This is a genomic window from Hymenobacter canadensis, from assembly GCF_027359925.1.
Lineage (GTDB): Bacteria > Bacteroidota > Bacteroidia > Cytophagales > Hymenobacteraceae > Hymenobacter > Hymenobacter canadensis.
Window position 1 is genome coordinate 549,466 of sequence record NZ_CP114767.1, and the last position, 22,622, is coordinate 572,087.

Sequence of the window (22,622 nt, forward strand, 5' to 3'; positions counted from 1 at the left end):
AAAATCCGTGAAATCCGGAAAATCCGTGATTTAGCCGAGCGTGTGGTACACGGCCTGCACATCGTCGTCGTCCTCGAACTTTTCGATGAGGTTCATCACTTCTTCCAGCTCGTCGCCTTCGAGGTGCACGGTGGTGTTGGGTACGCGCTGCAGCTGCGCCGATACCACGTTCAGCTGCTTTTCTTCCAGTGCCTTCTGCATCTGGCCGAAGTCGGTGAAGGCGGTTTCTACTACGATGTAGTGCTTCTCATTGCCGTGCTCGTCTTCGTCTTGGTCGGCGTACACGTCTTCGGCGCCGGCGTCAATCAGCTCCAGCTCCAGCTCGTCCAGCTCCAGACCTTCGGCGGCCAGCTTGAACACGCCCTTGCGGGTGAAGGTGTAGTCGGAGGAGCCGGCGGTGCCCAGGGCGCCGTTGCCGCGGTTGAAGTACATGCGTACGTTGGCCACGGTGCGGGTGGGGTTGTCGGTGGCAGTTTCAATCACCACGGCCACGCCGTGGGGCGCGTAGCCTTCGTACACCACTTCCTGGTAGTCTTTCTCCTCGCGGGAGCTAGCCCGCTTGATGGCGGCTTCCACCCGGTCTTTGGGCATGTTCACGCCCTTGGCGTTCTGCATGGCCGTGCGCAGGCGCGAGTTGGTATCGGGGTTGGCGCCCGACTCCTTCACGGCCATCACAATTTCGCGGCCGATGCGGGTGAAATCTTTGGACATCCGGTCCCAGCGCTTCATTTTGCGGCCTTTGCGGAATTCAAACGCGCGTCCCATCTATAAGTAAGGTGATTAGGTGAGGAGGAAATTGGGTGAGTGGGTCCGGGCAGGGCCGAACGGGCCGCAAGTTAGCAGAAAGCCCGGCCGGGCGCAACGCACGCCGCCATCGTACCCCGAAGCAGCCCGGTGGCCCGGCGGTGCCGGGCTGCGCGGTAGCAGGTCGGTGAGCCGCCGCGCCGCCTTGGGGTACCGCCCGCTTACTGCGCCCGCAGGGTGTACACGCTCTGGTTGCCGGCCGGGTAGCCCAGGATAGTTAGCGTCAGGATGCCGTTGACCAGCCGGAAAGTGCCCTCGTCGGTGCGCGCCTGGCCTTTCTTGTCGGTGTAGACAAAGGCAATCCGGTCGGCGGTGAAACGGAACCGGCCCGTTTGGTCGAAGCGCATGGTGCCGCCGTTACCGGCAATGATCATAGCTTTCTGGTAGGTGCCATCGGGACGGAGGCTGAGTGTGCCGCCCACGCCCTTGGCGGCCATGGGCACGGCGCTGGTGCCCTTGTCGAGGATGGTGTAGCTGAGGTAGGTGTAGGTGCTGAAAAACGACGGAGCCAGCCGGGGCGTGGCCGCTGGCCGGACCTGGGCCTGCGCGGCCGGAGCCGCCAGCAGCAGGCCCGCCAGCAGCAAAAGAAGCTTATTCATGCCCTAAGATACAGTGCGCCGGGTTTAGCAGCCAGCCTCCAAGAGCCAATGCTGCGCTTCCTCCATCTGGTCGAAGTCGAAGCTGGCCACGAAGGGCTGGGACGTATATTGGAGCGACGAGGCTACGCAGCTGCGGGCCGGCCAGTCCATGGCATTCACCCAGGCAATAGCTTCCATGCCGGCATGCTGCAGCTGAGGAACAAAGACAGAGCCGATCCAGATGGCTATTTCCTTCCATTCACCAAACGCTTCACTGCTGTCGTTGAGCAGGTGGGTGCTGCCAGTGTTGTACACTTCCTGCAGCAGCCGCTGGCAACCCAGCCGCACCGACTCAGAATCGTGCTGTCCTCGCCATTCTGCCAGCAAGTAATGGTGTTTGGGACTGTGGTAAATCATCAGCGAAGCGGAGTCTACCAGAACGCGTAATGGGGGTAAGCTTAAAACCATTGAAAATTGCAATTGTGATAGAAATTTAACCGGCTCATGAACAGGCTTCCAGGTGGAATAGTTCGGCTTTTTTTTGAATCAAAACAGACTTAATAAATAAATAAATATATTTCTTGGATAGTATCGGCTGTTAATCTGTGCTGGCCGCAAATAATACTTTGGCACTACGGTGACTTTCATAAATAAGCTGATTCGGCCGGCGGTTGAGCTGCCCGAGGCTGATGTTTGCCTGGTGGGTTTGCCCCTGGATTTCGGGACGGTGCTGGAAGGCGGGCGGGCCACGGAAGCTGCTTTCCTGGCTGGTCGCCAGCGTGAAGTGCGGCTGTTTGAAATCATGGAGCTTAACCCGGTTTTCTACCGGGACCACCAGACGGCCCGGCTGGCGGCTACGGTGCTAACCGCTTACCTTACCGGCGTGGCGGCTGGGCGCTAACCTGGTTTCGCCGCCCCGAATGCTACCCGTCCCTGAACTGTCCTCGCTGTGAAATACCCGCTTTTCGCCTTGCTGCTCGTAGCGCTGGCTGCTCCCGTGGCTGCCCAGACACCCCCTGTGCCCGCCTTTCAGTTCAAATGTGAAGACCATGCCAACACCCAGCTGCGCAAAACCTACTGCGAAACCCGCGACCTGACTTTGCCCGCCCCGCCGGCTGGCACGCCGCTTTCCGTAGATGCGCGCCTGAACGGCAGTATCACGGTGCGGGGGTGGGCCGGCGCCACGGTGCGGGTGCGGGCGCTGGTGCAGGCGTCCTCCGGCGAGCTGGCCGATGCCCGGGCGCTGGCAGCCAGTGTCCGGATCAGTACCAGCGGCCACCAGGTGCAGGCCGCCCGCGCCAACGGCAGCCTCGACGACTGGGGCGTGAGCTACGAGGTACTGGTGCCCACCAATACCAGTCTGGCGCTGCACGCCACCAACGGCGGCCTGCGCCTCGAAAATGTGCAGGGCACCATCCGCTTCGAAACTACCAATGGCGGCGTGCAGCTGCTGAACCTAGCCGGCGACGTACGCGGCAAAACCACCAACGGCAGCTTGGCCCTGGTGCTAACCGGCGCCACCTGGGACGGCACCGGCTTCGATGTGCAGACTACCAGCGGCAGCATACGGTGCGAGGTGCCGGCCACCTACGCGGCCACCCTCACTGCGCGCACCACCAACGGCCGCGTGAAAGCCTCGTTGGCTCCGGCCACCCGCAAGCAGCTGCTACCCCGTAGCCTCATGGCCACCTTCGGCAAAGGCGGCCCGCAGCTGCGCCTTGCCACCATCAATGGCAGTATTGAGGTGCAGCAGCCGGCCGCCGGCTCGTCGCTAGCGCCCGGGAAAGAATAGCGGAAAACACCGTGCCCCGACGGCCGACAGTCGGTTACAACCCGCTTGGGTGTAGCCGCCTGCCGGCCGTCGGGGCACGGTAAAAAATGACGCGGTGCGGCTACTAATGCCGCACTACCTCGCCGGTGCGCTCATGGCGCGGACCATCGGGCTCGGTGGTGGGATAGGCGTTCTGCTGATGCGTTTTCTGCTTCTTAACGAAGTACGCAGCGGCGGCCATGGCACCCAGGGCAGCGCCCACAATGGCGAGCTTGGTGCGCAGCGGATCGGAAGGGGCGGGGGGCACCGAGGCAACGCCGTTGGCGTCGAGGCGGGCGGGTTGCTGTACGTAGCGTCCTTTGGTTGGCATGGGGAAGTTATCGGCTAAGTGTTGGAGTCCTTGGGTGGCTTTGGGGCCAGTGATGACGGGGCCGTGGCCGCAGCCAATGGCCTCGGGGCGCAACACCGCCAGCTTCTGCACCGACTCGCGCACCTGCTGCCAGTCGTAGTTGAAGGGCGCGCCGGCCACGCTGATTTCGGGTACCTGCAGCAGCAGCTTCGGTACCGACTCGTGGTTGGCAGTAGCAAAGGCATCAGCGCCCAGCAGCGTGCGGTCCGACTCGCGGAACAGCGCCAGCTGGCCGGGCGCGTGGCCGGGTACGTGCACCCAGCGCCAGCCCAGCAGGTAGGGCACCTCCTCGGTGTCGGTAGGGAAGGCCTGCACGTAGCGGGAGAGCTGGAACGACTGTGGTGGGAAAAACCGCGCCACAAACGCCAGGGAGCCGCCGTTTTCCACCGTGGGGTCGGCGGCCGGGTACACGGCGCGGGCCGTGAGGAAGGGCAGCTCCAGCGGGTGGGCCAGCACCGGCACCTTCCAGTGCTCGGCCAGCGCCTGCACCGAGCCGGAGTGGTCCATGTGGCCGTGCGTCAGGATGATGGCTTGGGGATGGGTGCCGGGGTAGAACAGTTTGTCGGCGGCGGCAATGATGTCCTTGTCGGAGCCCGGTAGGCCGGTGTCTACCAGCACCCATTCGCCGGCATGGCCGGTTTCCACGAAATAAAGATTAACGAAGCGCTGAATCTGAAGCTGGGTTACGCCAGCGGCTACCTGTTTCATGAGTATCGGAGGGAAGGATGATGATAAGTCGTACGCAAATCCGGCGGTAAGGGTACGGTAGAGCCTACACGAGGCCGACGGCAGTGTATCGGCAGCCGCCTTTTATCCCCGTCAAAAACGCCTAACTTCCACTCGTCCCACGTGCATCCCATCCCGCCCGCCATGCCCCATTCCGCCCCCCGATACGCCCGAGCTGAACCGGCAAGCCACCAGCCCCGCTGATACCCGTGCGTCTGGCTCCCCCACTTTTAAGGAGAAGGGGCCGGGGGTGGAGGGCCGGCCTATGTATTACAAGGGTGCCGTTCATCGGCTTGCCGGCCCGCGTGTGCTAGCTAGGCTACGGCGAGCGGGAGAAGTTCGGCCTGGTCATCAACGACTTGGTGGTGTGGGGAAGGTATCGGCCCCCATCGTCATCGGCCGCGACCACCTCGACTGCGGCTCCGTGGCCTCGCCCAACCGCTAAACCGAAGGCATACTCCACGGCTCCGACGCCGTGGCCAACTAGGTTTCGCTGCACAACGGCGGCGGCGTGGGCATCGGCAACTCCACCCACTCCGGCATGGTGATAGTGGCCACCGGCACCCCCGAAAAGGCCGAACGATTAAAGCGGGTGTTGACCACCGACCCCGGCATGGGTATCTTTCGCCACGCCGACGCCGGCTACGAGCTGGCCCGGCAAGTGGCTGAGGAGCGCGGGGTGAAGATTTCGGGACGGGCGTAAACTCGCAGCGGCTCCTGAGGGAATATTCTGCCTGCCGCCGTTGTTGCTTTCGTATCTTTCCTTAAACCAAGACCCGCAAGCCATGACATTAGTATTGGTAGAAGTTTCCGACGATGCCGCTGTAGAGGCCCTGCGCCGGCAACAGGGCGTACGGGTAGTGGGGGTGGTGGCGGCAACCGCTGAGGCAGCACTGCCGCCGGTTGCGCCACCACGCAAGTGGGCTGGTGGGCTGGCTGCCATATCCACCACCCCGGCCGAGGAATGGGACAAGCACTTGCACGAAATCCGAAACGAATGGGAGCGGGATATATAGCCGATACCAATGTCGTTATCGATCTGGTACTGGGTCGGCTGCCGATGTCCAGTGCCACTTGGCTCGATACGCAGTTGGCCGCACAGCAGATTGCCGTTTCTGTAATCACCCGTATCGAGTTGCTGGGAAAGCTTGTGCCTGATTCGGAAGCCTCATTTCTGCAGTCCTTCGTGCAAGCCGTGGCGATTTTGCCAATTGATGAGCCCGTCGTTCAGCAAACGATTCTGTTGCGTCAGCAGCACCGCATCAAGCTGCCCGATGCCCTTATTGCCGCCACTGCCATAGCGCACGGCCTGCCACTGCTCACCCGCAACGTCAGCGACTTCAATAGCATAATCGGAATACAAGTGCTCAATCCACATGAAGCAGCACAGCTGCCGCCTCTGTGAAGAAGGACGTCGAGTAATTACTGCTATTCCCACCCAACGCCGCCCGAGCCCCGCTCCGGCGGCGTTGCTCGTTCTAGGCTATCCGGGAAGAAAAAAGCAAAACCTACACCTCCGCTGTTCAGTAACCTATACCTGCGCCGGTCCATCACCGGCGCACCAACCAAAACCACGCAACTATGAACATCGGAATCATTGGCGCCGGCCACATCGGCAGCGCCCTGGCCGTGCGGCTCACCAGTCTCGGCCATTCGGTATATATCGCCAACTCCCGCGGCCCTGAAACGCTCAAGGACGTGGCCCAAAAAACCGGTGCTACGCCCGTTACGGCCGAAGAAGCGGCCCGCCACGGCAGCGACATCATCGTGGTAACCATCCCGCTGAAAAACATTCCCGACCTGCCCAAAGACCTGTTCACCAGCGTGCCGGTTGAGGTGCCCGTCATCGACACCAGCAACTACTATCCCCACCTGCGCGACGGCAAGATTGCGGAGCTGGAAACCGGCTCGCTGACCGAAAGCGAGTGGGTGCAGCAGCATCTGGGCCGCCCTGTGGTGAAGGTGTTCAACAACATCTACGCCGACCATCTGGAAAATAAGGGCCAGGACGCCGGCACGCCCGGCCGCATCTCGCTGCCCGTAGCCGGCGACGATGCCGCCGCCAAGCAGAAGGTAATGGCCCTGGTTGACGAGCTGGGCTTCGACGCCGTAGACGACGGCACCCTGCACGAGTCGTGGCGCCAGCAGCCCGGCACCCCGTCCTACGGTGCCGACCTGCCTGCCGACAAGCTGCGCGAGCATTTCGTGAGCCTCGGCACCGAGCGCACCGAGGCCCAGCACGCCGAGTACCTGGCCAACCACGCCAAGGCGGAGCAGGCTATGGAGGCCCAGGGCATCAAGCTGAAGTAGCCAACGGCCCGGAGCAGTTCCGGCTGCGAGGTCATGGAAGTGCCTCGGCAAACTGAAAAGTGTCGCTTCAGGAAACTGAGGCGGCACTTTTCGTTTCAGGTGATTACCACGAAAGCACCAGTTTCAACCCCTGCGTGGGTCTCCGCGTATCCGCACGTATGCATCCTATTGTGCCTTGGCTACCCCTGCTGTTTATCCCTATTTTTGGAGCCTTCTGGTGTCTGGTTGTCTTCATGATATCCCGCATGGGCTGGAGCCGCCTGGCTGAGGCGTATGCCGCAACCGAAGCCCCCGCCGCCGTGTACCGGCAGACACTAACCTATCTGCGCATTGGTGTGGCGAAGTACAATAATGCAGCTCGCATGGGCATCACCCCGGAGGGCCTGCACCTGTCCACCTGGAAAATTTTCTTTGTGGGCCACCCACCGCTGTTCATTCCCTGGTCGGCTTTTGGACTGGTGCAGGAAGAAACGTTTCTGTGGGTGAAAACCTACACCACCCACATCAGCTGCCCTAGCGGGGCCGTCCGCTTCCAGTTCACCAGCGACCAGTTGCGGGCCGCGCTGTCCACACCTTTGGGTGCTCCGCGGTAGGCCAGGGTGTGCGTGCACGGAGTGCCTGCGGAAAGCAAGAGTAAGGCTTCATTATTTTTCGCCAGTGATACGCTGGGTGGCAGCCGCTACGTTGAATATCAGCGCTGTTATGTGTTGCATCTCTAGGTCTTGGTCCATGTATAAAGTCTTCTTTACAATGCTCGGCTGCTTGGCGGCCACCGCGGCCACTGCCCAAACTGACTGCTCTGCCCCCGTACTGCAAGTATTGCACAATGGGCAGGCCATACCAGCCACCGGCAGCGCACTGCCCGCCAGTGCGCAGATGCGTCTGGTGCCCGCGCCTGGCTGCCCAGCGGCAGGCAGCTACTGCGCCACTGGCGCCGAAGTCACGCTGGTTCGGGCCGGCCGGCCAGTGCTGCCCATCATGCTCGTGCCTCAGTCCCGCCTCGACCTGCGGCCGTTGCAGCGCATAGCCCAGCCCGGGGACCATCTTTTCGTGTTCATCCCCTATGAAAACCTGCTCGTAGTAGCCGCCGACGGTTCACAGCGCCCTTACGCCAAACCCACACCTAAGCCCGGCCGGCTGGATCTAACCCCCGACGACGCGAAAGGCATAAGTTTCAAGTGGCTCATAGTACAGCCGGGATTGGGCGCAAAGTAGCGTGCGTACGCCCCGCTACAGCTTCTCGCCGCAGCGCCAGCAATACTCAGCGTCGGGGCGGTGCTCCGGGGCCTGGCACACGTGGCATAGCGCCTGCCTGAAGGCGGGCGGGGCGGCGGGGCGGCCGCTGGCCGGCAGCGCCATCTGGGCCGACACGATGCCCGTGGGCACGGCAATGATGGCGTAGCCCATAATCATCAGCACCGACGCCAGGCTCTGGCCCAGCACCGTGGCCGGCGAAATGTCGCCGTAGCCTACCGTCGTCAGCGTCACGATGGCCCAGTATACGCTTTTCGGGATGCTGGTGAAGCCGTTCTGGCCGCCTTCCACCACGTACATGAGCGTGCCCACCACAATGGTCAGGGTGAAAACGGCCGTCAGGAACACCAGAATCTTGAAGCGGCTGGCCCGCAGCGCCTGCACGATAAACTCGCCTTCGCCCACAAACTGCCCCAGCTTGAAGATGCGGAACACCCGCAGCAGCCGCAGCGTCCGAATCACGAGCAGGTAGCGGCTGCCGGCCAGCACCAGCGCCGCCAACGTGGGCACTATCGACAGGAAGTCGATAATGCCGAGCAGACTTAGCGCGTAGGCCAGCGGTCGCCGCACCACCAGCAGGCGCAGCACATATTCCACCAGAAACAGGCCCGTAAACACCCATTCCACCACCCGCAGCGCGGGCCCATACTGCGCCTCAATGCTGCGGACGCTTTCCAGCATCACAGCCAGCACGCTCAGCACGATGGCCACCAGCAGCACAATATCAAACAGCTGCCCCGCCCGCGTATCAGATTCGAAGATGATGCGGTAGGCGTTTTGCTTCCAGGCAGGCGCGTTTTCGCGGGGGCGGATATTCATAGGCGGCAGGAAGGCGGCAGCAGGAGAGAAGAATCTCGTTGCCGACCACCGGGGTAGGTCCTGGCTTACGAAAAATGCCTGAGCCCGGCCGACGCGCTAACGTGCGGAACGGATTGCCAGCGCGGCTACTGGCGCCCGGCCAGCACTTCGTGCACTTGCGTCCACCGGATTTCGGGGTACCGGTCGTTGTCGAGCGGTTCGGCCAGCTTGGCCTGCCCGCTGAACATATTGTGCAGGTACTGCATGCCCTGCCACGGCGGAAATACCTCGTTGCTGGCCGGCATCAGCGCTTTCGTCACCTGTACCACCTTGCCGAAAGCGCCCAGCCCGCCTACCCGAAACAGCTTGTACGGCTGCCCCGTGGCCCGCGTGGCCGCTGCCTGCAGCCCCCGGATGCTCGCCACCTCGCCCGCCACGCGCAGGTAGCGCGGCGTAGTGGGGTCGAGGGCGGCGGCGGCCGTGAATTCGGCGGTGTTGGTCATGGTCGTGAAGTCCAGCGGCTGGTCGGCGTCGCCCCAGTACACCACGCGCTTCGGGCCCGGCAGCACCACGGGCGCCTGCCCGGTCAGCAGGTCCATAAACATGCCGTTGAGCACCGAGGTGGCCTGAATGGGCGCCTGCTCCAGCCGCCGCTGAAACTCGCGGCGCAGGTCGAAATTGCGGTTCGAACCCTCGGGCAGCCGCGTGAAGTCAGCCGAAAAGTCGGAGGGGATGAAGCGCTGTACGCTGGCCGCCACGGCCGCATCGAGCAGCTGCGTCTGGGCGTCCACAATCACCTCCCGCAGCCCCGAAAGCGCCGATACTACGCACGATGCCCCGGCGCAGGCCGCCGTCAGCGCCGCCGCGTCGGAGTAGTCGGCAGCTACTACTTCCACGCCCTGCAGCCGCAGCGAAGTGGCCTCGGCCCCGGCCACGGCACCGGGGCGCACCAGGGCCCGCACGGTGGCCCCGCGCTGGCGCAGGAAATGAGCAATCAGCAAGCCCAGCTGCCCGGTAGCGCCGGCCAGCACCACAGTGCCGCGCGAGGTGGGAATAGCAGAGGAGGCGGTAGCGGAGCGCGGGGCTGAGGAAGCAGAATCCATACAAAGGAAGTGTCGGCGTGAGGGCGTAATACCCAGATGTGCCCCCGAAGGTTATGCAGAGCAACTGCCAGTCGTTGCTTGAACATATTGCCACCCAGGTACCCCGCGGTAGCTTGCTTTGCCGGCTTAAAATCGGTATTTTCATCTATTGTGGCAGGCCGTAGATCTGGTCTGGAGTTGCTTTTTGCTGCCGCAAGGTTTGGCGTATGCACCATATCGTCTATCAAAGCACCGCCGTAGGGCATCCTACCACTGCCGCTCTCCGGCAGTTGCTCCGGCAGGCGCGCAGCAGCAACCGGCAACTGGGAATCACGGGCTTGCTGCTGTTCAGCAACGATAGTTTCCTGCAGGTACTGGAAGGCGAGCAGTCCGCCACGGAAGCCCTTTACAGCCGCATTACCGCCGACTACCGCCACACCTGTATCCTCCGGCTTTCCAACGGTTTCATTCCGCAGCGTATCTTCCCCGACTGGTCTATGGGCTTTCAGTCGCTCTCCGGCGAGGATTTCGGGCGCCTGACCGGCTACATAAACCCTTACCGCTCCGACTTCCTCGACAGGCACCTACCCGAAATGGATGAAGGCATGCTTTGTCTGCTCCGGTCGTTTGTGGTGGAAGACGGCTGGCAGCTCTGACGCCTTCTGAACGCGGGCCCGTCAAAGCCGGGCAGCACACAAAACCAGTTGATTTGCTCCGCGCCAGTAGACTGCGTGGCCGAAGCCGGATACTATTTCCACGAATAGCGGCCAAAGTGAATAAAATCTTAAAAGTGCCGTTTATCGTCGTTTTAAGCAGCTTTTTCACCTGAAAAACCAGTCAAAACCAAGCCGCATAGTGCCGCCAAAGCGCTGGTGTTGCCGCTAAGAAGTCGTCAGCGTCCGGCGAAATAAAAATAAGCCCTATATTTACAGTGTTAAAGGCAAATAGCCTCGTGCCGCTACCATTGATTCGCTATGCTGAATTATTGTAGAGTTTCGTTGCCAGTTGCTTTAATTTCCTTCCAATTTCCTAAGCATCATGTCAACAGGAACAGTAAAATTCTTTAATGAAACCAAAGGCTTTGGTTTCATCAACGACGCAGCCACCGGCCAAGACGTATTCGTTCACGTAACCGGTCTGATCGACGAAATCCGCGACAACGACAAGGTTGAGTTCGAGGTAGAAGAAGGCCGTAAAGGTCTGAACGCTGTGAAAGTACGCCGCGCGTAGTTTCCCTCACCGCCTATAGGAAAAGGAGCATGCCAGCCGGCATGCTCCTTTTTTTGTGCCTTCTGGCTGCGTGAACAAACCGCATACGGACGAGCTGAATCGTTTTGCGGAATCTGCCGGCGCACGCTCCAGGCAGGCGAGCACACGGCCGGGCTCGTCAGGGTATTGGTAGCTGAGCAATTGATAACGCCCGGTGGGGCACCGTCGGGCCGCAGCCACGACGGTGCCCCACCGGGCGTTGCCATGATGCCTAACGCCGGCAACTGGCAGCTTACCCCAGATCTACCCGAAAGGTAAGCTGGCCGGCCTGCGCCCCGGCCAACCCGAAAAGCAGCGAGAAGAGAAGTAGCGCGTATTTCATGGGAGTTTTACAGAGGCGAATCGTGAAGGTACACCCGCGTGCCGCGCCCTGCCTCATGGCCGGCGGCAATTCCTTAAAATGAGCTAAACGTCTTCTATCAGGCTGGTTTTCCAGTCTTTTTCAGGCCTGGATAAGCGCCGCTTAGTGGTTGCTGGTGAGCCATTCCTGCGCCGCCAGCTCATCCACGAAAAGCTGCACACGAAATGGCAGGTTGTCGTAGTGAGCAGGCAGGGGCGTGTCGTCCTGGGCTTCAATTTCGGCCAGCAGCATCGGCGTCACCAGGTAGGCCAGGTAAGTGACCTTATCGGGCTGGTCGCCGGCCTGCGGAAAGAACGTGGTGAGCAGCTCGGGCTGGTAGGAGGTGTGGCGGCGCAGGTCGATGAGCCAATGCTGGCAGCCGTGCTGGTTGGCAGCATCCAGCATGAGGGCGTAGGCTTCCTGGGCCTCAGTGGGGGCCAGCGGGCGCAGAATCCGGTTGATGATAAAGCAGACATCGTCCCGATAGGTGAGGTCGAGGAAGTCGCGGGCAGGTAGGGCGTGGTACATGCAGGAAGGGCGTGGAATAAATTAGCTCTACGCGGGGCGGGGGGCATGGTTGAGCCGGTCTGGGCCCGGCGCTGCATATTTGTGGACTTCCCGCCCTGTTTCTTCGCTATGCAGTCTGCTTCCACAGTTTTTATGGTTCGCCCGGCCGCGTTCGGCTTCAACGCCGAAACTGCCTTTTCCAACTCGTTTCAGCAGCCCATAGCGGAGCAAACGCCGGGGGCGCTGCAAGCACGGGCCCTGGCCGAATTCGACGGGGCAGTGGCGCAGCTGCGGGCCCACGGTGTGCGGGTGCTGGTGTTCGAGGATGCGCCCGAGCCGGTTCGGCCCGACGCCGTATTTCCCAACAACTGGCTCACGCTGCACGCCGACGGCCGGGTGCTGCTCTACCCTATGTGCGCGCCCAACCGCCGCCTGGAGCGCCGCCCCGACATCGTGGCCGCGCTGGCGCAGGACTTCCTGGTGACGGAAGTAGTGGATTTCGCCGCGTGGGAGCAGCAGCAGGTGTTTCTGGAAGGCACCGGCAGCCTCATCTTCGACCACGAGCACCGGGTGGCGTACGCTGGCTTGTCGCCCCGCACGGATGCGGCGCTGCTGGCCGAAGTGTGCGCGCAGCTGGGCTACCGGCCGGTGTCGTTTCGGGCGCAGGACGCGCAGGGGCAGGAAATCTACCACACCAACGTGCTGCTGAGCATCGGGCCGGGGTTTGCGGTAGTATGCCTGGAAAGCATCCGGGACGCTGCCGAGCGCGCCGCTGTGGTGGTGTCGTTGCAGGAAACCGACCACGAAATCGTGGATATCTCGCTGGCGCAGGTGGCGTGCTTTGCCGGCAACATGCTGATCCTGCAGCCCGCCGCCGGTCCGGCGCTGCTGGCCCTTTCCCAGACCGCCCACGAGGCGCTTACGCCCGCTCAACGCCAGACGCTGAGCGCCTACGCCACGTTGTTGCCGCTGCCCATCCCCACCATCGAAACCATAGGCGGCGGGAGTGTGCGGTGCATGCTGGCCGAGGTATTTCTGCCAGAGCGGGCGTAAGTAGATGGGGTGGAGTTGGGAAAGGCAAAACCGAAGGTCATAACGCAGAACGTCATAATACAGAACGTCATTCCGAGCGGAGCGAGGAATCTCGCGTGCTGACATTGGGATTACTATTACAACATCAGCACGCAGAACGTCCTTTAACTTCAGACCGTCATTCCTCGCGCTGCTCGGAATGACGGTCTGAAGTTACCTGCCAGCCTGCTGCGAGGCGGGCTCTACCAACCCCAGCACTTTGCTGGTACGGGCCCGCACTTCGGCTACCAGTTCCGGCTTGGTGGCCAACGACTGCCCGAAAGACGGCAGCATGTCGTGAAACTTCTGCTGCCACTCCGGCGAGGCCGCCTGCTGCGGAAAGCACTTCTGCACCAGCTGCACCATGATGCTGACGGCCGTGGACGCACCGGGCGAAGCGCCCAGCAGTGCCGCAATAGAGCCGTCGGCGCTGGTGACTACCTCGGTGCCGAATTCCAGCACGCCGCCCTGCTTTTCGTCTTTCTTGATAACCTGCACGCGCTGGCCGGCCACGGCCAGCTCCCAGTCTTCGGGCCGGGCTTCGGGCAGGTACTCGCGCAGAGCCGCCACCCGGTCCTGCGGCGACTGGCGCACCTGCTGGATGAGGTATTTGGTGAGCGGCAGGTTTTTCAGGCCCGCCATGATCATCGGGCGCAGGTTGCTGAGCTGGATGGAGCCGGGCAGGTCGAGGTAAGAGCCGGTTTTGAGGAACTTGGTGCTGAAGCCGGCGTAGGGGCCGAACAGCAGCTCCTTGCGGCCGTCAATCATGCGCGAATCGAGGTGGGGCACCGACATGGGCGGCGAGCCCACGCTGGCTTTGCCGTAGACCTTGGCGTCGTGGCGGGCAATAACGGCGGGGTTGGTGCACTTCAGCCACTGCCCGCTCACCGGGAAGCCCCCGAAGCCATCGGCCTCCGGAATGCCCGACTTTTCGAGCAGCGGTAACGAGCCACCACCGGCCCCGATGAATACGAACCGGGCCCGCACTTTCAGCGTCTGGCCGGTGGTGCGGTCTTCGGCCTTCACGCTCCAGGTGCCGTCGTCTTTGCGGCGCAGCTTCTGCACGTCGTGGTGGAAGTGCATGGTCACGCCGGGCTTCTCCTGCAGCAGATAGAACATGCCACGCGTGAGCGAGCCGAAGTTGACATCAGTGCCCAGGTCCATGCGGGTGGCGGCTATGGGCTGCTGCGGGTCGCGGCCATCCATCACCAGCGGCATCCAGGCGCGCAGCTCGGCGGGGTCGGTGCTGAATTCCATGCCCTCGAACAGGGCCGACTGCGTGAGGGCCGCGTGGCGCTTGCGCAGATATTCCACGTTTTCCTCATCCCACACAAAGCTGATGTGCGGAATATGGTTGATGAAGCGCTGGATTTCCTTCACGCTGTACTGCTCCGTGAGGTAGGCCCAGAACTGCTTGCTTTCCTCGAACTGCTCGGCAATCTTGAGGGCCTTGCTGATGTCGATGGTGCCGTCGGGCTTTTCGGGCGTGTAGTTCAGCTCGCAGAACGCCGAGTGGCCGGTGCCGGCGTTGTTCCAGGCGTCGGAGCTTTCGGCGGCGGCCACGTCGAGGCGCTCCAGGATGGTGATGGTCAGGCTGGGGTCCAGCTCCTTGAGCATCAAACCCAGCGTGGCGCTCATGATGCCGGCCCCAATCAGGACGACATCCGTGGTAGTAGTAGTGGTAGGGTCGAAGGCAGGTGTGCTCATGGGGAGAGAGACGGAAACAGCCGCCCGGCGCAGACGCAACAGTGCGCTGCCGCCCGAACGGCCCGGATACGGTACGTGAGGAGGCCGGAAAAAGGTACTGCCGGGTTGGAGTTAGCCGTGCAGGGCGCGCCACTCGTGGTCGAGCATGCTCATCTCAATCAGGCTCCAATATTCGCCCTCGTAGCGCAGAATGTCGCGAGAGAGGCCTTCCTGCTGCATGCCGGCCTTCTCGTAGCAGCGGATGGCGGCCGTGTTGAAATCGTACACGCCCAGGTCGATGCGGTGCAGGCCCAGGTCTTCGAAGCCGATGCGCAGGATGGCCTGCATCATGCCCTGGCAGATGCCGCGCCGCCGCGCCGTGCTGTTGCCCACCAGCACCCGGCTGATGCGGGCGGCGCTGTTTTTGCGGCTGATGCCGCCCAGCGAAATATGGCCCACCACCTCGCCGGTCTTGGTTTCGATGGCCTTGTACACCAGCGCGTCGGAGGTGGCGGGGTCGTTGGTATCGGCCAGGTACCAGGCCAGCTTGTCTTCGGTGAGGGGGAAGCTGAACAACGAGCCCGACCAGTTCATGAGCAGCTTAGGATCGGTTATCCAGTCGATGAGCTGCGGAAAGTCGGCCGGGGTGAAGTATTCGAGTCGGATCATAAAATAAGCAGGGGAAAAAGGGCCGTTTTGCGGGGACGGCAGGGCAGTTGCCACGCCGTCCCTACGAAGGTAAGGCGGCCAGCGGGCGGATTGTTCGGCCTCTGCCTCCGCAGACAGATTATTATGCAAGGCAGCAGCATAAGCCGGCCTTGAGTCAAAAGCTATATTATGATAGTGCAATAAAATGATGCGGCTACGTTATTTTGCCAATCTTCCTCCCCCTCATTTTCGATATGCTCCCGAAATACCTGCCGTTGCTGCTGGCCCTGCTGACCGGTGCCTGCCATGCTGAGGCGCCGGCGGCCGGGTCGGGGCCCACCGAAACGCGCCCCGACCCGGCGGCAGCGGCCGAATACAAGCCGCGCGTGACCCGGCTGGCGGCCCGGCGCACGGCCCTGGCGGCGCGCTACCGGCAGGCCCGCACAGCCACGCAGAAAGCGGCCGCGCTGCAACAGGCCCGGCAACTGCTCGTGGCCAGCCTCGATACGGTTATCTGGCCCGCGTGGTATGGCACGCCCTGGGCGTTCTACGGCACCACCCAGCAGCCCCGGCAAGATTCCATTGCCTGCGGCTACTTCGTGACGACCACCCTGCGCGACGCCGGCCTGCGCCTCGACCGGGTGGCGCTGGCTAAAACCACTTCGGAAAAGCTGATCCAGAACCTCACCGACGAAGCCCACATCCGGCGCTACCGTCTCGTGCCGCAGGCCCGTTTCGTGCAGCAGGTGCAGCAGCTCGGCGACGGCCTCTACATCGTGGGGCTGGACTTTCACGTGGGTTTTCTGCGCGTGCGGCAGGGGCAGGTGCGCTTCATCCATTCCACGTACCTGGGCGAAGGGCAGGTGGTGAACGAGGATGCGGCTACCTCCGCCGCCCTGCGCTCCAAGTACCGCGTAGTGGGCCGCATTTCGGCCGATGCGCGCCTGCTGGAAAGCTGGCTGCGGCAGCGGCGGTTTGTGTTTGGTGGCTGAAGGCGGCCGTTAGTCTTCCACGATGCCGGGCGTGAAGGGCTGGTCGGTGGGTTCGGTGAGGGTGCGGGTTTTGGGCAGGCACTGCGGGTAGCGCTGCTGAATGAAGGCAATCATCTGCTCCCGCACCGCGCACCGCAGGTCAAACGCCTGGCTGGAATTGGCGGCACTCACCAGGCAGCGCAGCTCGATGGTACGCTCCTTGGAATCCGTCACCTGCAGCACGCACACGCGCTGGTCCCAGAGCGGATGCGCGGCCACCACGCGCTGCAGCTCGGCACGCACGGCCTCCACCGGAATCGTGTAGTCGGTGTACAGAAATACGGTGCCCAGCAGCTGCGAGGCAGTGCGGGTCCAGTTCTGGAAGGGCTTCTCGATGAAATAGTTGAGCGGCAGCACCAGCCGCCGCTCGTCCCAGATGCGCAGTACCACGTACGTAAACGTAATTTCCTCCACCCGGCCCCACTCGCCTTCCACCACCAGCACGTCGTCGAGGCGGATGGGCTGGGTGAAGGCAATCTGGAAGCCGGCCAGCAGGTTGCCGATGGAGCGCTGGGCGGCAAATCCCACAATTACGCTGGCAATGCCCGCCGACGTGAGCAGGCCCGTCCCGATTTTGCGCACCGTGGCGAAGCTCATCAGAATGAGGGCCACGGCCACGAAGATGATGAGCGACACGGTGAGCTTTTTCACGAACTGCAGCTGCGTGAACAGCTTGCGCACCCGCAGGTTGTCGTCATCCGCGAGGCGATAGTGCTGCTGCACCAGGTCCTGAATAACGTCCACGGTTTTCACCAAACCCCAGGCGAAGGTGGTGAGCAGCGCCGTTTCCACCAGCCGCCGCGCTACTTCCAGGCTGCGGTCTTGGAGGGAGGTAAGCGGCAGCACAAACGAGACCACCAGCACCGGGAAAAACCACGCGCTGGGCTGGCGCAGGTGGCGTAGCACCGAGCTGGCCAGCAGCGTAGCCGGCTCGCGCCGGACGTAGGCGGCCAGCGCCCCGAATACCACCACTTTCAGCAGCCACCCTGCCAGCACGCTGCCGGCCACAATGGCCAGCGTGCGCAGCAGGGTTTCTACTTGGTCGGGCAGCAGGTCGGGAAGTTGGAAGGGCATGGGAAGGAGGGCAAGTAGCCGCCGCAAACCGACGGGCAGTGCTGCCATGTACCCGCGGCATCAGCCAAAGGTTGTAGTCCGGGCAGGCTTCAGGGGCTGGCAGCAGCCGGCTCAGACTGAGCAGTTGCCCCCGAAAATTTCGCTTATTAGCATGTAATTCAACCAAACGATCGGCAGGAGCAAAAAAAATTAGTCTATTATTACTATATGCATCGGATTGTATACCTCAGCTCCGCAACAGGCGAATTGGACGAGCATCAGCTAAAGGAGCTGTTGCTGCACTCGCGGCGCAAAAACCAAGCGCGCGCCATCACCGGTCTGCTGCTGGTGAGCGAAGGCGAGATTCTGCAGGTGCTGGAAGGCGAGCAGTCTGCCGTGGAGCAGCTCTACGACATCATTGCCCAGGACATTCGCCACACCCACCTCTACAAGCTGGCCGACGGCCCCATTCCTGAGCGGGCTTTCCCCGACTGGTCCATGGGCTTTGCCACGGCCGCGCCTGATACGTTCGTGCAGCTGGCCGGCTACCGCAACCTCGATAACACTGGTTTTTTAGCGGTCCGCCCGCAGAGCATGGACCGTCCTTTCTTTGAAGTACTGCGCGAGTTTGCCGCTGTGCATACCGCCAACGCCTGACCGCCCGTGCCCGACTACCCCGCCAACTATGCCGAGATAAACCGCACGCTCTGGAACACGAAAACCGTGCACCATGTGGCCTCGGATTTCTACAACGTACCTGCTTTCCTGGCCGGAGAGTCGTCGCTGAACGCCATTGAGCTGGGTTTGCTGGGAGAAGTGGTGGGGCAGCGCGTGCTGCATCTTCAGTGCCATTTCGGGCAGGACTCGTTGTCGCTGAGCCGGCTGGGCGCGCAGGTTACGGGCGTAGACCTGTCGGACCAGGCCATTGCCAAAGCTCGCGAGCTGAACGCCCAGTTGGGGCTGAATGCAGAGTTCATCTGCGCCGATGTGTATGCGCTGCCGCAGCAGCTGCACCAGCAGTTTGATATGGTGTTCACCACGTACGGCGTGCTGGGCTGGCTGCCCGACATGGACCGCTGGGCCGCCGTGGTGGCGCACTCCCTGAAGCCCGGCGGCCGCCTGGTGCTGGTGGAGTTTCACCCGGTGGTCTGGATGTTCGACAACAATTTCACCCGCTTCGACTACTCCTACTTCAACCGCGAAACCATCACGGAGCTGGAAACTGGCACCTACGCCGACCGCGCCGCGCCCATCGAAACCACGTCCGTTTCCTGGAACCACAGCCTGAGCGAGGTGCTGGGCGCCCTGCTCGGTCAGGGCCTGGAAATCCGCCACTTCGACGAGTATGACTACTCGCCCTACAACTGCTTCGCCGGCCTGGAAGACGCAGGCGAGCGGTGCTACCAGTTCCCGCACCTACGCGGCAAGCTGCCGATGGTCTACTCGGTGGTAGCCCAAAAGAAGTAGGCTCTCATTCCGACCGTAGGTAGGAATGAGAGCCCGGGCTAACAGTGTATTTGGGGAAGACCGTCATGCTGAACTTGTCGAAGCATCTCTACCGCTTTGTTGTGTTGGCATTGATTAGCCAGAGGTAGAGATGCTTCGGCAAGCTCAGCATGACGGGCAACGAGGTGCAAGCGGCGCTTGTAGCGCGAACTACAAAGTTCGCGCTACAAGCGCTAGAACACCTCATTCGCCGCTACAAACCGGGCGCCGCGCTGCTCGAGGTCGGCGCGGGCCTGCTGGTAGCCTTCGACGCTGATGGCGCGGGTGGCTTCTTCAATGAAAAACACCTCGAACCCTTCCTGCAGGGCATCTTTGGCGGAGAAGTACACGCAATAGTCGGCGGCGAGGCCGGCCAGGTAAACTTGCGTGACGCCGCGCCCGCGCAGATAGTCGGCTAGGCCGGTGCTCTTGCGGTGGCCGTTGTCGAAGAAGCCGCTGTAGGAGTCGAGGTCGGGGTTGGTGCCTTTGCGGAAGATGGCCTCGATGCGGTGCTGGTTGAGGGCGGGGTGGAAGTCGGCGCCGGGCGTGCCCTGCACGCAGTGGTCGGGCCAGAGCGTCTGGGGCAGGCCGTGCAGGTCGGTCTGCTCGAACGGCTGCCGGCCAGGGTGGCTGCTGGCGAAGCTGCCGTGGCCGGCCGGGTGCCAGTCCTGGGTGGCTACCACCAGCTCGAATCGGGGCTGCAACGCATTGGCCAGCGGAATTACGGCGTCGCCGCCAGGCACGGCCAGCGCGCCGCCGGGCACGAAATCATTTTGAATATCAATCAGCAGGAGAGCTTTCATTCGGGAAGGTTAGTAGCGCGACGCTTCGGCTTCGCGGATAGGTGAGAAAACGGCAGAAATGTAACGCGAAGTTTCACTTCGTGGCTGCTAAAGGCGTCAGGGGAATGCTTGAACGCCGGACGTTCCGGTGCTCCGCGCAGTAGAGCTTCGCGTTACGTGCTTCCGGCTTTATCAACGATACGCGAAGCCAAAGCGTCGCGCTACAGTCGCGCAACAAGGTATTGGGCTCAGCCGGCCGGTACAGCACGTTGGAGGAGGTAAAATGCAATTCCAGGCAACGGAGTGAGCAAGGGCGAATTGCACAAAGTGAGGCGCGCGGCAGCTTGTGCAACCGGCTGGTGACTATGGCAGTGCGCGTTGGCAACGTTCCCGATAACGATTGCGCAAAAAATAGGGGAGGTAGGTGCTGCCGGGCCCAACTATTCCAGTAACCTTATTGACAAGTCCACTGCTCTGACCGGCGGCGGCATCCCGGGAAACTGCTTTTCCGCCGGTTGCCACGTCGCTTCGCCTGCCTCCATTCCCGCCCGATATGAAACACCTGTGCCTTGCTTTGCTGGCCGTGCTGCTGCTGGCCTTCCGCCCGGCCGCCGACGAGCGGAACCCCACCATTTTCCTCGTCGGCGACTCCACCATGTCGGACAAGCCGCTGGACAAGGCCGAGCGGGGCTGGGGCATGTACTTCCGCCAGTATTTTGATGGTAACGTGCGCGTGCAGAACCACGCCATGAACGGGCGCAGCACCCGCAACTTCCGGCACGAGGGCCGCTGGGCCAAGGTGCTGGAGCAGCTCAAGCCCGGCGACTGGGTGTTCATCCAGTTCGGCCACAACGACAGCAAGCAGGAGGACACCGCCCGCTACGCCGTCCCCCAGACCACCTACCGCCAGAACCTGACCCGCTACGTGCAGGAAGCCCGCGCCAAGGGCGCCAACCCGGTGCTGCTCACGCCCGTAGGTCGGCGCTACTTTGATGAGGCCGGCAAGCGCAAGGACGACCACGGCGAATACCCCGGCGTGGTGCGCGCCGTAGCCAAAGCCCAGAAAGTACCGCTGATTGACGCCCACGAAGCCACCTGGGCCCTATACACCCAGCTCGGCGACGCCGGCACCAAGCCGCTGTTCTGGAGCTACCAGAACGGGGCCAACGCCCCCAAGCTCGATAACACCCACTTCTCGGCCTACGGCGCCGAACGGGTAGCCCAGCTAGTTGCCCAGGAAGTGAAAAAACAGAATCTCGGCATTGCCGCGCACCTCAAGCCGCTGGCCTTCGCCGGTAAGTATGCCTACGAGCTGCCCATCGTGCTGCAGCCCACTTTCCGCAAGGATACTTTCAACATCACCAAGTACGGCGCGGTGGCTGATGGGCAGACGCTCAACACCGAGGCCTTCCGCAAAGCCATTGACGCCTGCAGCCAGCAGGGCGGGGTGGTGTTGGTACCGCGCGGCTTGTGGCTCACCGGCCCCATTCAACTGAAAAGCAACGTGAACCTGCACGTGGCCCAAGGCGCGCTGGTGCAGTTCAGCAGCCGGCTGTCTGATTTTCAGCTGGTGAAAACCAACTGGGAAGGCGAGGACGCCGTGCGCAACCAGTCACCCATTTCCGGCTTCGACCTCGAAAACATTGCCATTACCGGTCCGGGCACCTTCGACGGGGCCGGCGACGCCTGGCGCATGGTGAAGAAGGAAAAGCTCAACCCCGGCCAGTGGCAGAAGCTGGTGAAGTCGGGCGGGGTGGTGGATGAGAAGGGCACGACCTGGTACCCCTCGGCCGGCTCGCTGCAAGGCTCCACCCTCAACAAGCCCTGGACGCTGACCGCCGGCCAGGAGCCCGACTTCAGCAAGTTCGCCGAGTTCAAGGATTTCCTGCGGCCCAACATGCTCAGTCTGCAGCGCTGCAAGCAGATTCTGCTCGAAGACTTCACCATTCAGAACTCCCCGGCCTGGACCATTCATCCGTTGCTCTGCGACAATATCACGCTGCGCAACGTGACGGCCCGCAACCCTTGGTACGGCCAGAACACCGACGCTCTCGACCTGGAATCCTGCCGCAACGGGGTGGTGGAAGGCTGCACGTTTGACGTGGGCGACGACGGCATCTGCATTAAATCGGGCCGCGACGCGGAAGGCCGCCGGCGCGGCGTTCCTACCGAGAACTTTATCATCCGCGACACGAAAGTATACCACGCCCACGGCGGCTTCGTGATTGGCTCGGAGATGTCGGGCGGGGCGCGCAACCTGTACGTGAGCAACTGCACCTTCATGGGCACCGACGTGGGTTTGCGCTTCAAAACGGCCCGGGGCCGCGGCGGTGTGGTGGAGAACATCTTCGTAGACGGCGTAGACATGACCGACATTGCCGGCGAGGCCATCCTGTTCGACATGTACTACGCCGCCAAAGACCCTGTGCAGGTGAACGGCGAGGCCTACGGCATCCCCGAAATCAAGGCCGAGCCGCTGAACGAGGGCACCCCGCAGTTCCGCAACTTCCGCATCACCAACGTCACCTGCAAGGGCGCCAACACCGGCATTCTGGTGCGCGGTCTGCCCGAAATGGCGGTCCAGAACATCGAAATCGAAAATACGGTGCTGGAGTGCAACAAAGGAATGGTGTGCCAGGAAGCCGACGGCATCCGCCTCAAAAACGTGACCCTGCTTTCTAAGGAAACCAAGCCGGTGCTGGAAGTCCAGAACAGCCGCAACGTCAGCTTCGACAACCTGCGCTACACCCCCGGCGCCGAGCTGCTGCTGCGCGTGACGGGCGCCCGCAGCAAAGCCGTCACCCTGCGCAACACCGACACCAAACCCGCCAAAAAAGGCGTGGAAATGGGGGAGAAGGTGGCCAGGAAAACGGTGACGGTGAGCAAGCTGTAACGAACAAAAAGAACGTCATTCCGAGCCTGCGAGGAATCTCGCGTGCTGACGTTGCCAAACTAATCGTCATGCTTCATCTGGCGTCCGCTTGCCGAAGCATTTCTACCGCTCCACCTTAACGATTC

Annotated in this window: 25 protein-coding genes and 1 pseudogene; 15 read left to right on the forward strand and 11 right to left on the reverse strand. The window is 62.3% G+C overall.

What is annotated here, in order from left to right:
- Window positions 1-30 precede the first annotated feature (30 nt).
- From O3303_RS02365 to O3303_RS02375, 3 genes are all read right to left on the reverse strand, one after another.
- Window positions 31-765 carry a YebC/PmpR family DNA-binding transcriptional regulator gene (locus tag O3303_RS02365; RefSeq protein WP_269560466.1) on the reverse strand — a complete coding sequence of 245 codons (735 nt, stop codon included), beginning with the start codon at window positions 763-765 and terminating at the stop codon, window positions 31-33.
- 200 nt (window positions 766-965) lie between these two features.
- Window positions 966-1,403: a hypothetical protein gene (locus O3303_RS02370; RefSeq protein ID WP_269560467.1), complete on the reverse strand. Its 438-nt coding sequence runs from the start codon at window positions 1,401-1,403 to the stop codon at window positions 966-968.
- A 24-nt stretch (window positions 1,404-1,427) separates the two neighbouring features.
- A complete protein-coding gene (locus O3303_RS02375) occupies window positions 1,428-1,799 on the reverse strand; it encodes a SpoIIAA family protein (protein ID WP_269560468.1) in 372 nt (123 codons plus the stop codon).
- 220 nt (window positions 1,800-2,019) lie between these two features.
- On the opposite strand from O3303_RS02375, the gene O3303_RS02380 reads away from it, so the two are divergent.
- Entirely contained in the window at window positions 2,020-2,283 is a 264-nt protein-coding gene (locus tag O3303_RS02380) for a hypothetical protein (protein ID WP_269560469.1), read from the forward strand.
- A 48-nt stretch (window positions 2,284-2,331) separates the two neighbouring features.
- Window positions 2,332-3,174, forward strand: coding sequence for a DUF4097 family beta strand repeat-containing protein (locus tag O3303_RS02385; RefSeq protein ID WP_269560470.1), 843 nt, complete (start codon window positions 2,332-2,334; stop codon window positions 3,172-3,174).
- A 103-nt stretch (window positions 3,175-3,277) separates the two neighbouring features.
- Here the strand turns inward: O3303_RS02385 and O3303_RS02390 are convergent, their stop codons facing one another.
- The gene (locus tag O3303_RS02390) at window positions 3,278-4,270 is read right to left on the reverse strand and encodes an MBL fold metallo-hydrolase (protein ID WP_269560471.1); all 993 of its coding nucleotides are present in this window, start codon (window positions 4,268-4,270) and stop codon (window positions 3,278-3,280) included.
- A gap of 293 nt (window positions 4,271-4,563) precedes the next feature.
- On the opposite strand from O3303_RS02390, the pseudogene O3303_RS02395 reads away from it, so the two are divergent.
- The 6 genes and pseudogenes from O3303_RS02395 to O3303_RS02420 form a co-directional block, all read left to right on the forward strand.
- Window positions 4,564-4,991 (forward strand): annotated as a pseudogene (locus O3303_RS02395) (urocanate hydratase); the annotation flags it as partial.
- Between the two features lie 82 nt (window positions 4,992-5,073).
- Complete coding sequence (locus tag O3303_RS02400) at window positions 5,074-5,304, forward strand: hypothetical protein (protein ID WP_269560472.1); 231 nt, start codon at window positions 5,074-5,076, stop codon at window positions 5,302-5,304.
- Window positions 5,253-5,693, forward strand: coding sequence for a type II toxin-antitoxin system VapC family toxin (locus O3303_RS02405; RefSeq protein ID WP_269560473.1), 441 nt, complete (start codon window positions 5,253-5,255; stop codon window positions 5,691-5,693). Before O3303_RS02400 ends, O3303_RS02405 begins: the two co-directional genes overlap by 52 nt.
- A gap of 176 nt (window positions 5,694-5,869) precedes the next feature.
- Entirely contained in the window at window positions 5,870-6,598 is a 729-nt protein-coding gene (locus tag O3303_RS02410; protein ID WP_269560474.1) for an NADPH-dependent F420 reductase, read from the forward strand.
- 233 nt (window positions 6,599-6,831) lie between these two features.
- Entirely contained in the window at window positions 6,832-7,191 is a 360-nt protein-coding gene (locus O3303_RS02415) for a hypothetical protein (protein ID WP_269560475.1), read from the forward strand.
- Between the two features lie 157 nt (window positions 7,192-7,348).
- Window positions 7,349-7,813 (forward strand): hypothetical protein, encoded by a 465-nt coding sequence (locus tag O3303_RS02420; RefSeq protein ID WP_269560476.1) that lies wholly within the window; start codon window positions 7,349-7,351, stop codon window positions 7,811-7,813.
- 15 nt (window positions 7,814-7,828) lie between these two features.
- On the opposite strand, the gene O3303_RS02425 is transcribed toward O3303_RS02420, so the two are convergent.
- Window positions 7,829-8,671, reverse strand: coding sequence for an ion transporter (locus O3303_RS02425; protein ID WP_269560477.1), 843 nt, complete (start codon window positions 8,669-8,671; stop codon window positions 7,829-7,831).
- A 125-nt stretch (window positions 8,672-8,796) separates the two neighbouring features.
- Window positions 8,797-9,753, reverse strand: coding sequence for an NmrA family NAD(P)-binding protein (locus O3303_RS02430; protein ID WP_269560478.1), 957 nt, complete (start codon window positions 9,751-9,753; stop codon window positions 8,797-8,799).
- A gap of 206 nt (window positions 9,754-9,959) precedes the next feature.
- Here O3303_RS02430 and O3303_RS02435 point away from each other — a divergent pair, with 206 nt between their 5' ends.
- Window positions 9,960-10,388: a BLUF domain-containing protein gene (locus O3303_RS02435; protein ID WP_269560479.1), complete on the forward strand. Its 429-nt coding sequence runs from the start codon at window positions 9,960-9,962 to the stop codon at window positions 10,386-10,388.
- Window positions 10,389-10,770: 382 nt separating this feature from the next.
- Window positions 10,771-10,962, forward strand: coding sequence for a cold-shock protein (locus tag O3303_RS02440; RefSeq protein ID WP_044013145.1), 192 nt, complete (start codon window positions 10,771-10,773; stop codon window positions 10,960-10,962).
- Window positions 10,963-11,464: 502 nt separating this feature from the next.
- Here O3303_RS02440 and O3303_RS02445 read toward each other — a convergent pair.
- Complete coding sequence (locus O3303_RS02445) at window positions 11,465-11,869, reverse strand: hypothetical protein (protein WP_269560480.1); 405 nt, start codon at window positions 11,867-11,869, stop codon at window positions 11,465-11,467.
- 132 nt (window positions 11,870-12,001) lie between these two features.
- Here O3303_RS02445 and ctlX point away from each other — a divergent pair, with 132 nt between their 5' ends.
- Window positions 12,002-12,901, forward strand: coding sequence for a citrulline utilization hydrolase CtlX (gene ctlX / locus O3303_RS02450; RefSeq protein WP_269560481.1), 900 nt, complete (start codon window positions 12,002-12,004; stop codon window positions 12,899-12,901).
- A gap of 192 nt (window positions 12,902-13,093) precedes the next feature.
- Here ctlX and O3303_RS02455 read toward each other — a convergent pair whose 3' ends face one another.
- Window positions 13,094-14,626: a malate:quinone oxidoreductase gene (locus tag O3303_RS02455; protein WP_269560482.1), complete on the reverse strand. Its 1,533-nt coding sequence runs from the start codon at window positions 14,624-14,626 to the stop codon at window positions 13,094-13,096.
- Between the two features lie 111 nt (window positions 14,627-14,737).
- On the reverse strand, window positions 14,738-15,274 hold the full coding sequence (locus O3303_RS02460; RefSeq protein WP_269560483.1) for a GNAT family N-acetyltransferase: 537 nt from the start codon (window positions 15,272-15,274) through the stop codon (window positions 14,738-14,740).
- A gap of 233 nt (window positions 15,275-15,507) precedes the next feature.
- On the opposite strand from O3303_RS02460, the gene O3303_RS02465 reads away from it, so the two are divergent.
- Window positions 15,508-16,245 carry a hypothetical protein gene (locus O3303_RS02465; protein ID WP_269560484.1) on the forward strand — a complete coding sequence of 246 codons (738 nt, stop codon included), beginning with the start codon at window positions 15,508-15,510 and terminating at the stop codon, window positions 16,243-16,245.
- Window positions 16,246-16,254: 9 nt separating this feature from the next.
- Here O3303_RS02465 and O3303_RS02470 read toward each other — a convergent pair whose 3' ends face one another.
- Window positions 16,255-17,358, reverse strand: coding sequence for a mechanosensitive ion channel family protein (locus O3303_RS02470; protein WP_269560485.1), 1,104 nt, complete (start codon window positions 17,356-17,358; stop codon window positions 16,255-16,257).
- Window positions 17,359-17,565: 207 nt separating this feature from the next.
- Between O3303_RS02470 and O3303_RS02475 the strand changes: the two genes are divergently transcribed.
- Both O3303_RS02475 and O3303_RS02480 read left to right on the forward strand, forming a co-directional pair.
- Entirely contained in the window at window positions 17,566-17,994 is a 429-nt protein-coding gene (locus O3303_RS02475) for a BLUF domain-containing protein (RefSeq protein ID WP_269560486.1), read from the forward strand.
- A 6-nt stretch (window positions 17,995-18,000) separates the two neighbouring features.
- A complete protein-coding gene (locus O3303_RS02480) occupies window positions 18,001-18,804 on the forward strand; it encodes a class I SAM-dependent methyltransferase (RefSeq protein WP_269560487.1) in 804 nt (267 codons plus the stop codon).
- A gap of 212 nt (window positions 18,805-19,016) precedes the next feature.
- On the opposite strand, the gene pncA is transcribed toward O3303_RS02480, so the two are convergent.
- Window positions 19,017-19,625, reverse strand: coding sequence for a bifunctional nicotinamidase/pyrazinamidase (pncA, locus tag O3303_RS02485; RefSeq protein WP_269560488.1), 609 nt, complete (start codon window positions 19,623-19,625; stop codon window positions 19,017-19,019).
- A gap of 532 nt (window positions 19,626-20,157) precedes the next feature.
- Between pncA and O3303_RS02490 the strand changes: the two genes are divergently transcribed.
- The gene (locus O3303_RS02490; protein ID WP_269560489.1) at window positions 20,158-22,497 is read left to right on the forward strand and encodes a glycosyl hydrolase family 28 protein; all 2,340 of its coding nucleotides are present in this window, start codon (window positions 20,158-20,160) and stop codon (window positions 22,495-22,497) included.
- Window positions 22,498-22,622 lie beyond the last annotated feature (125 nt).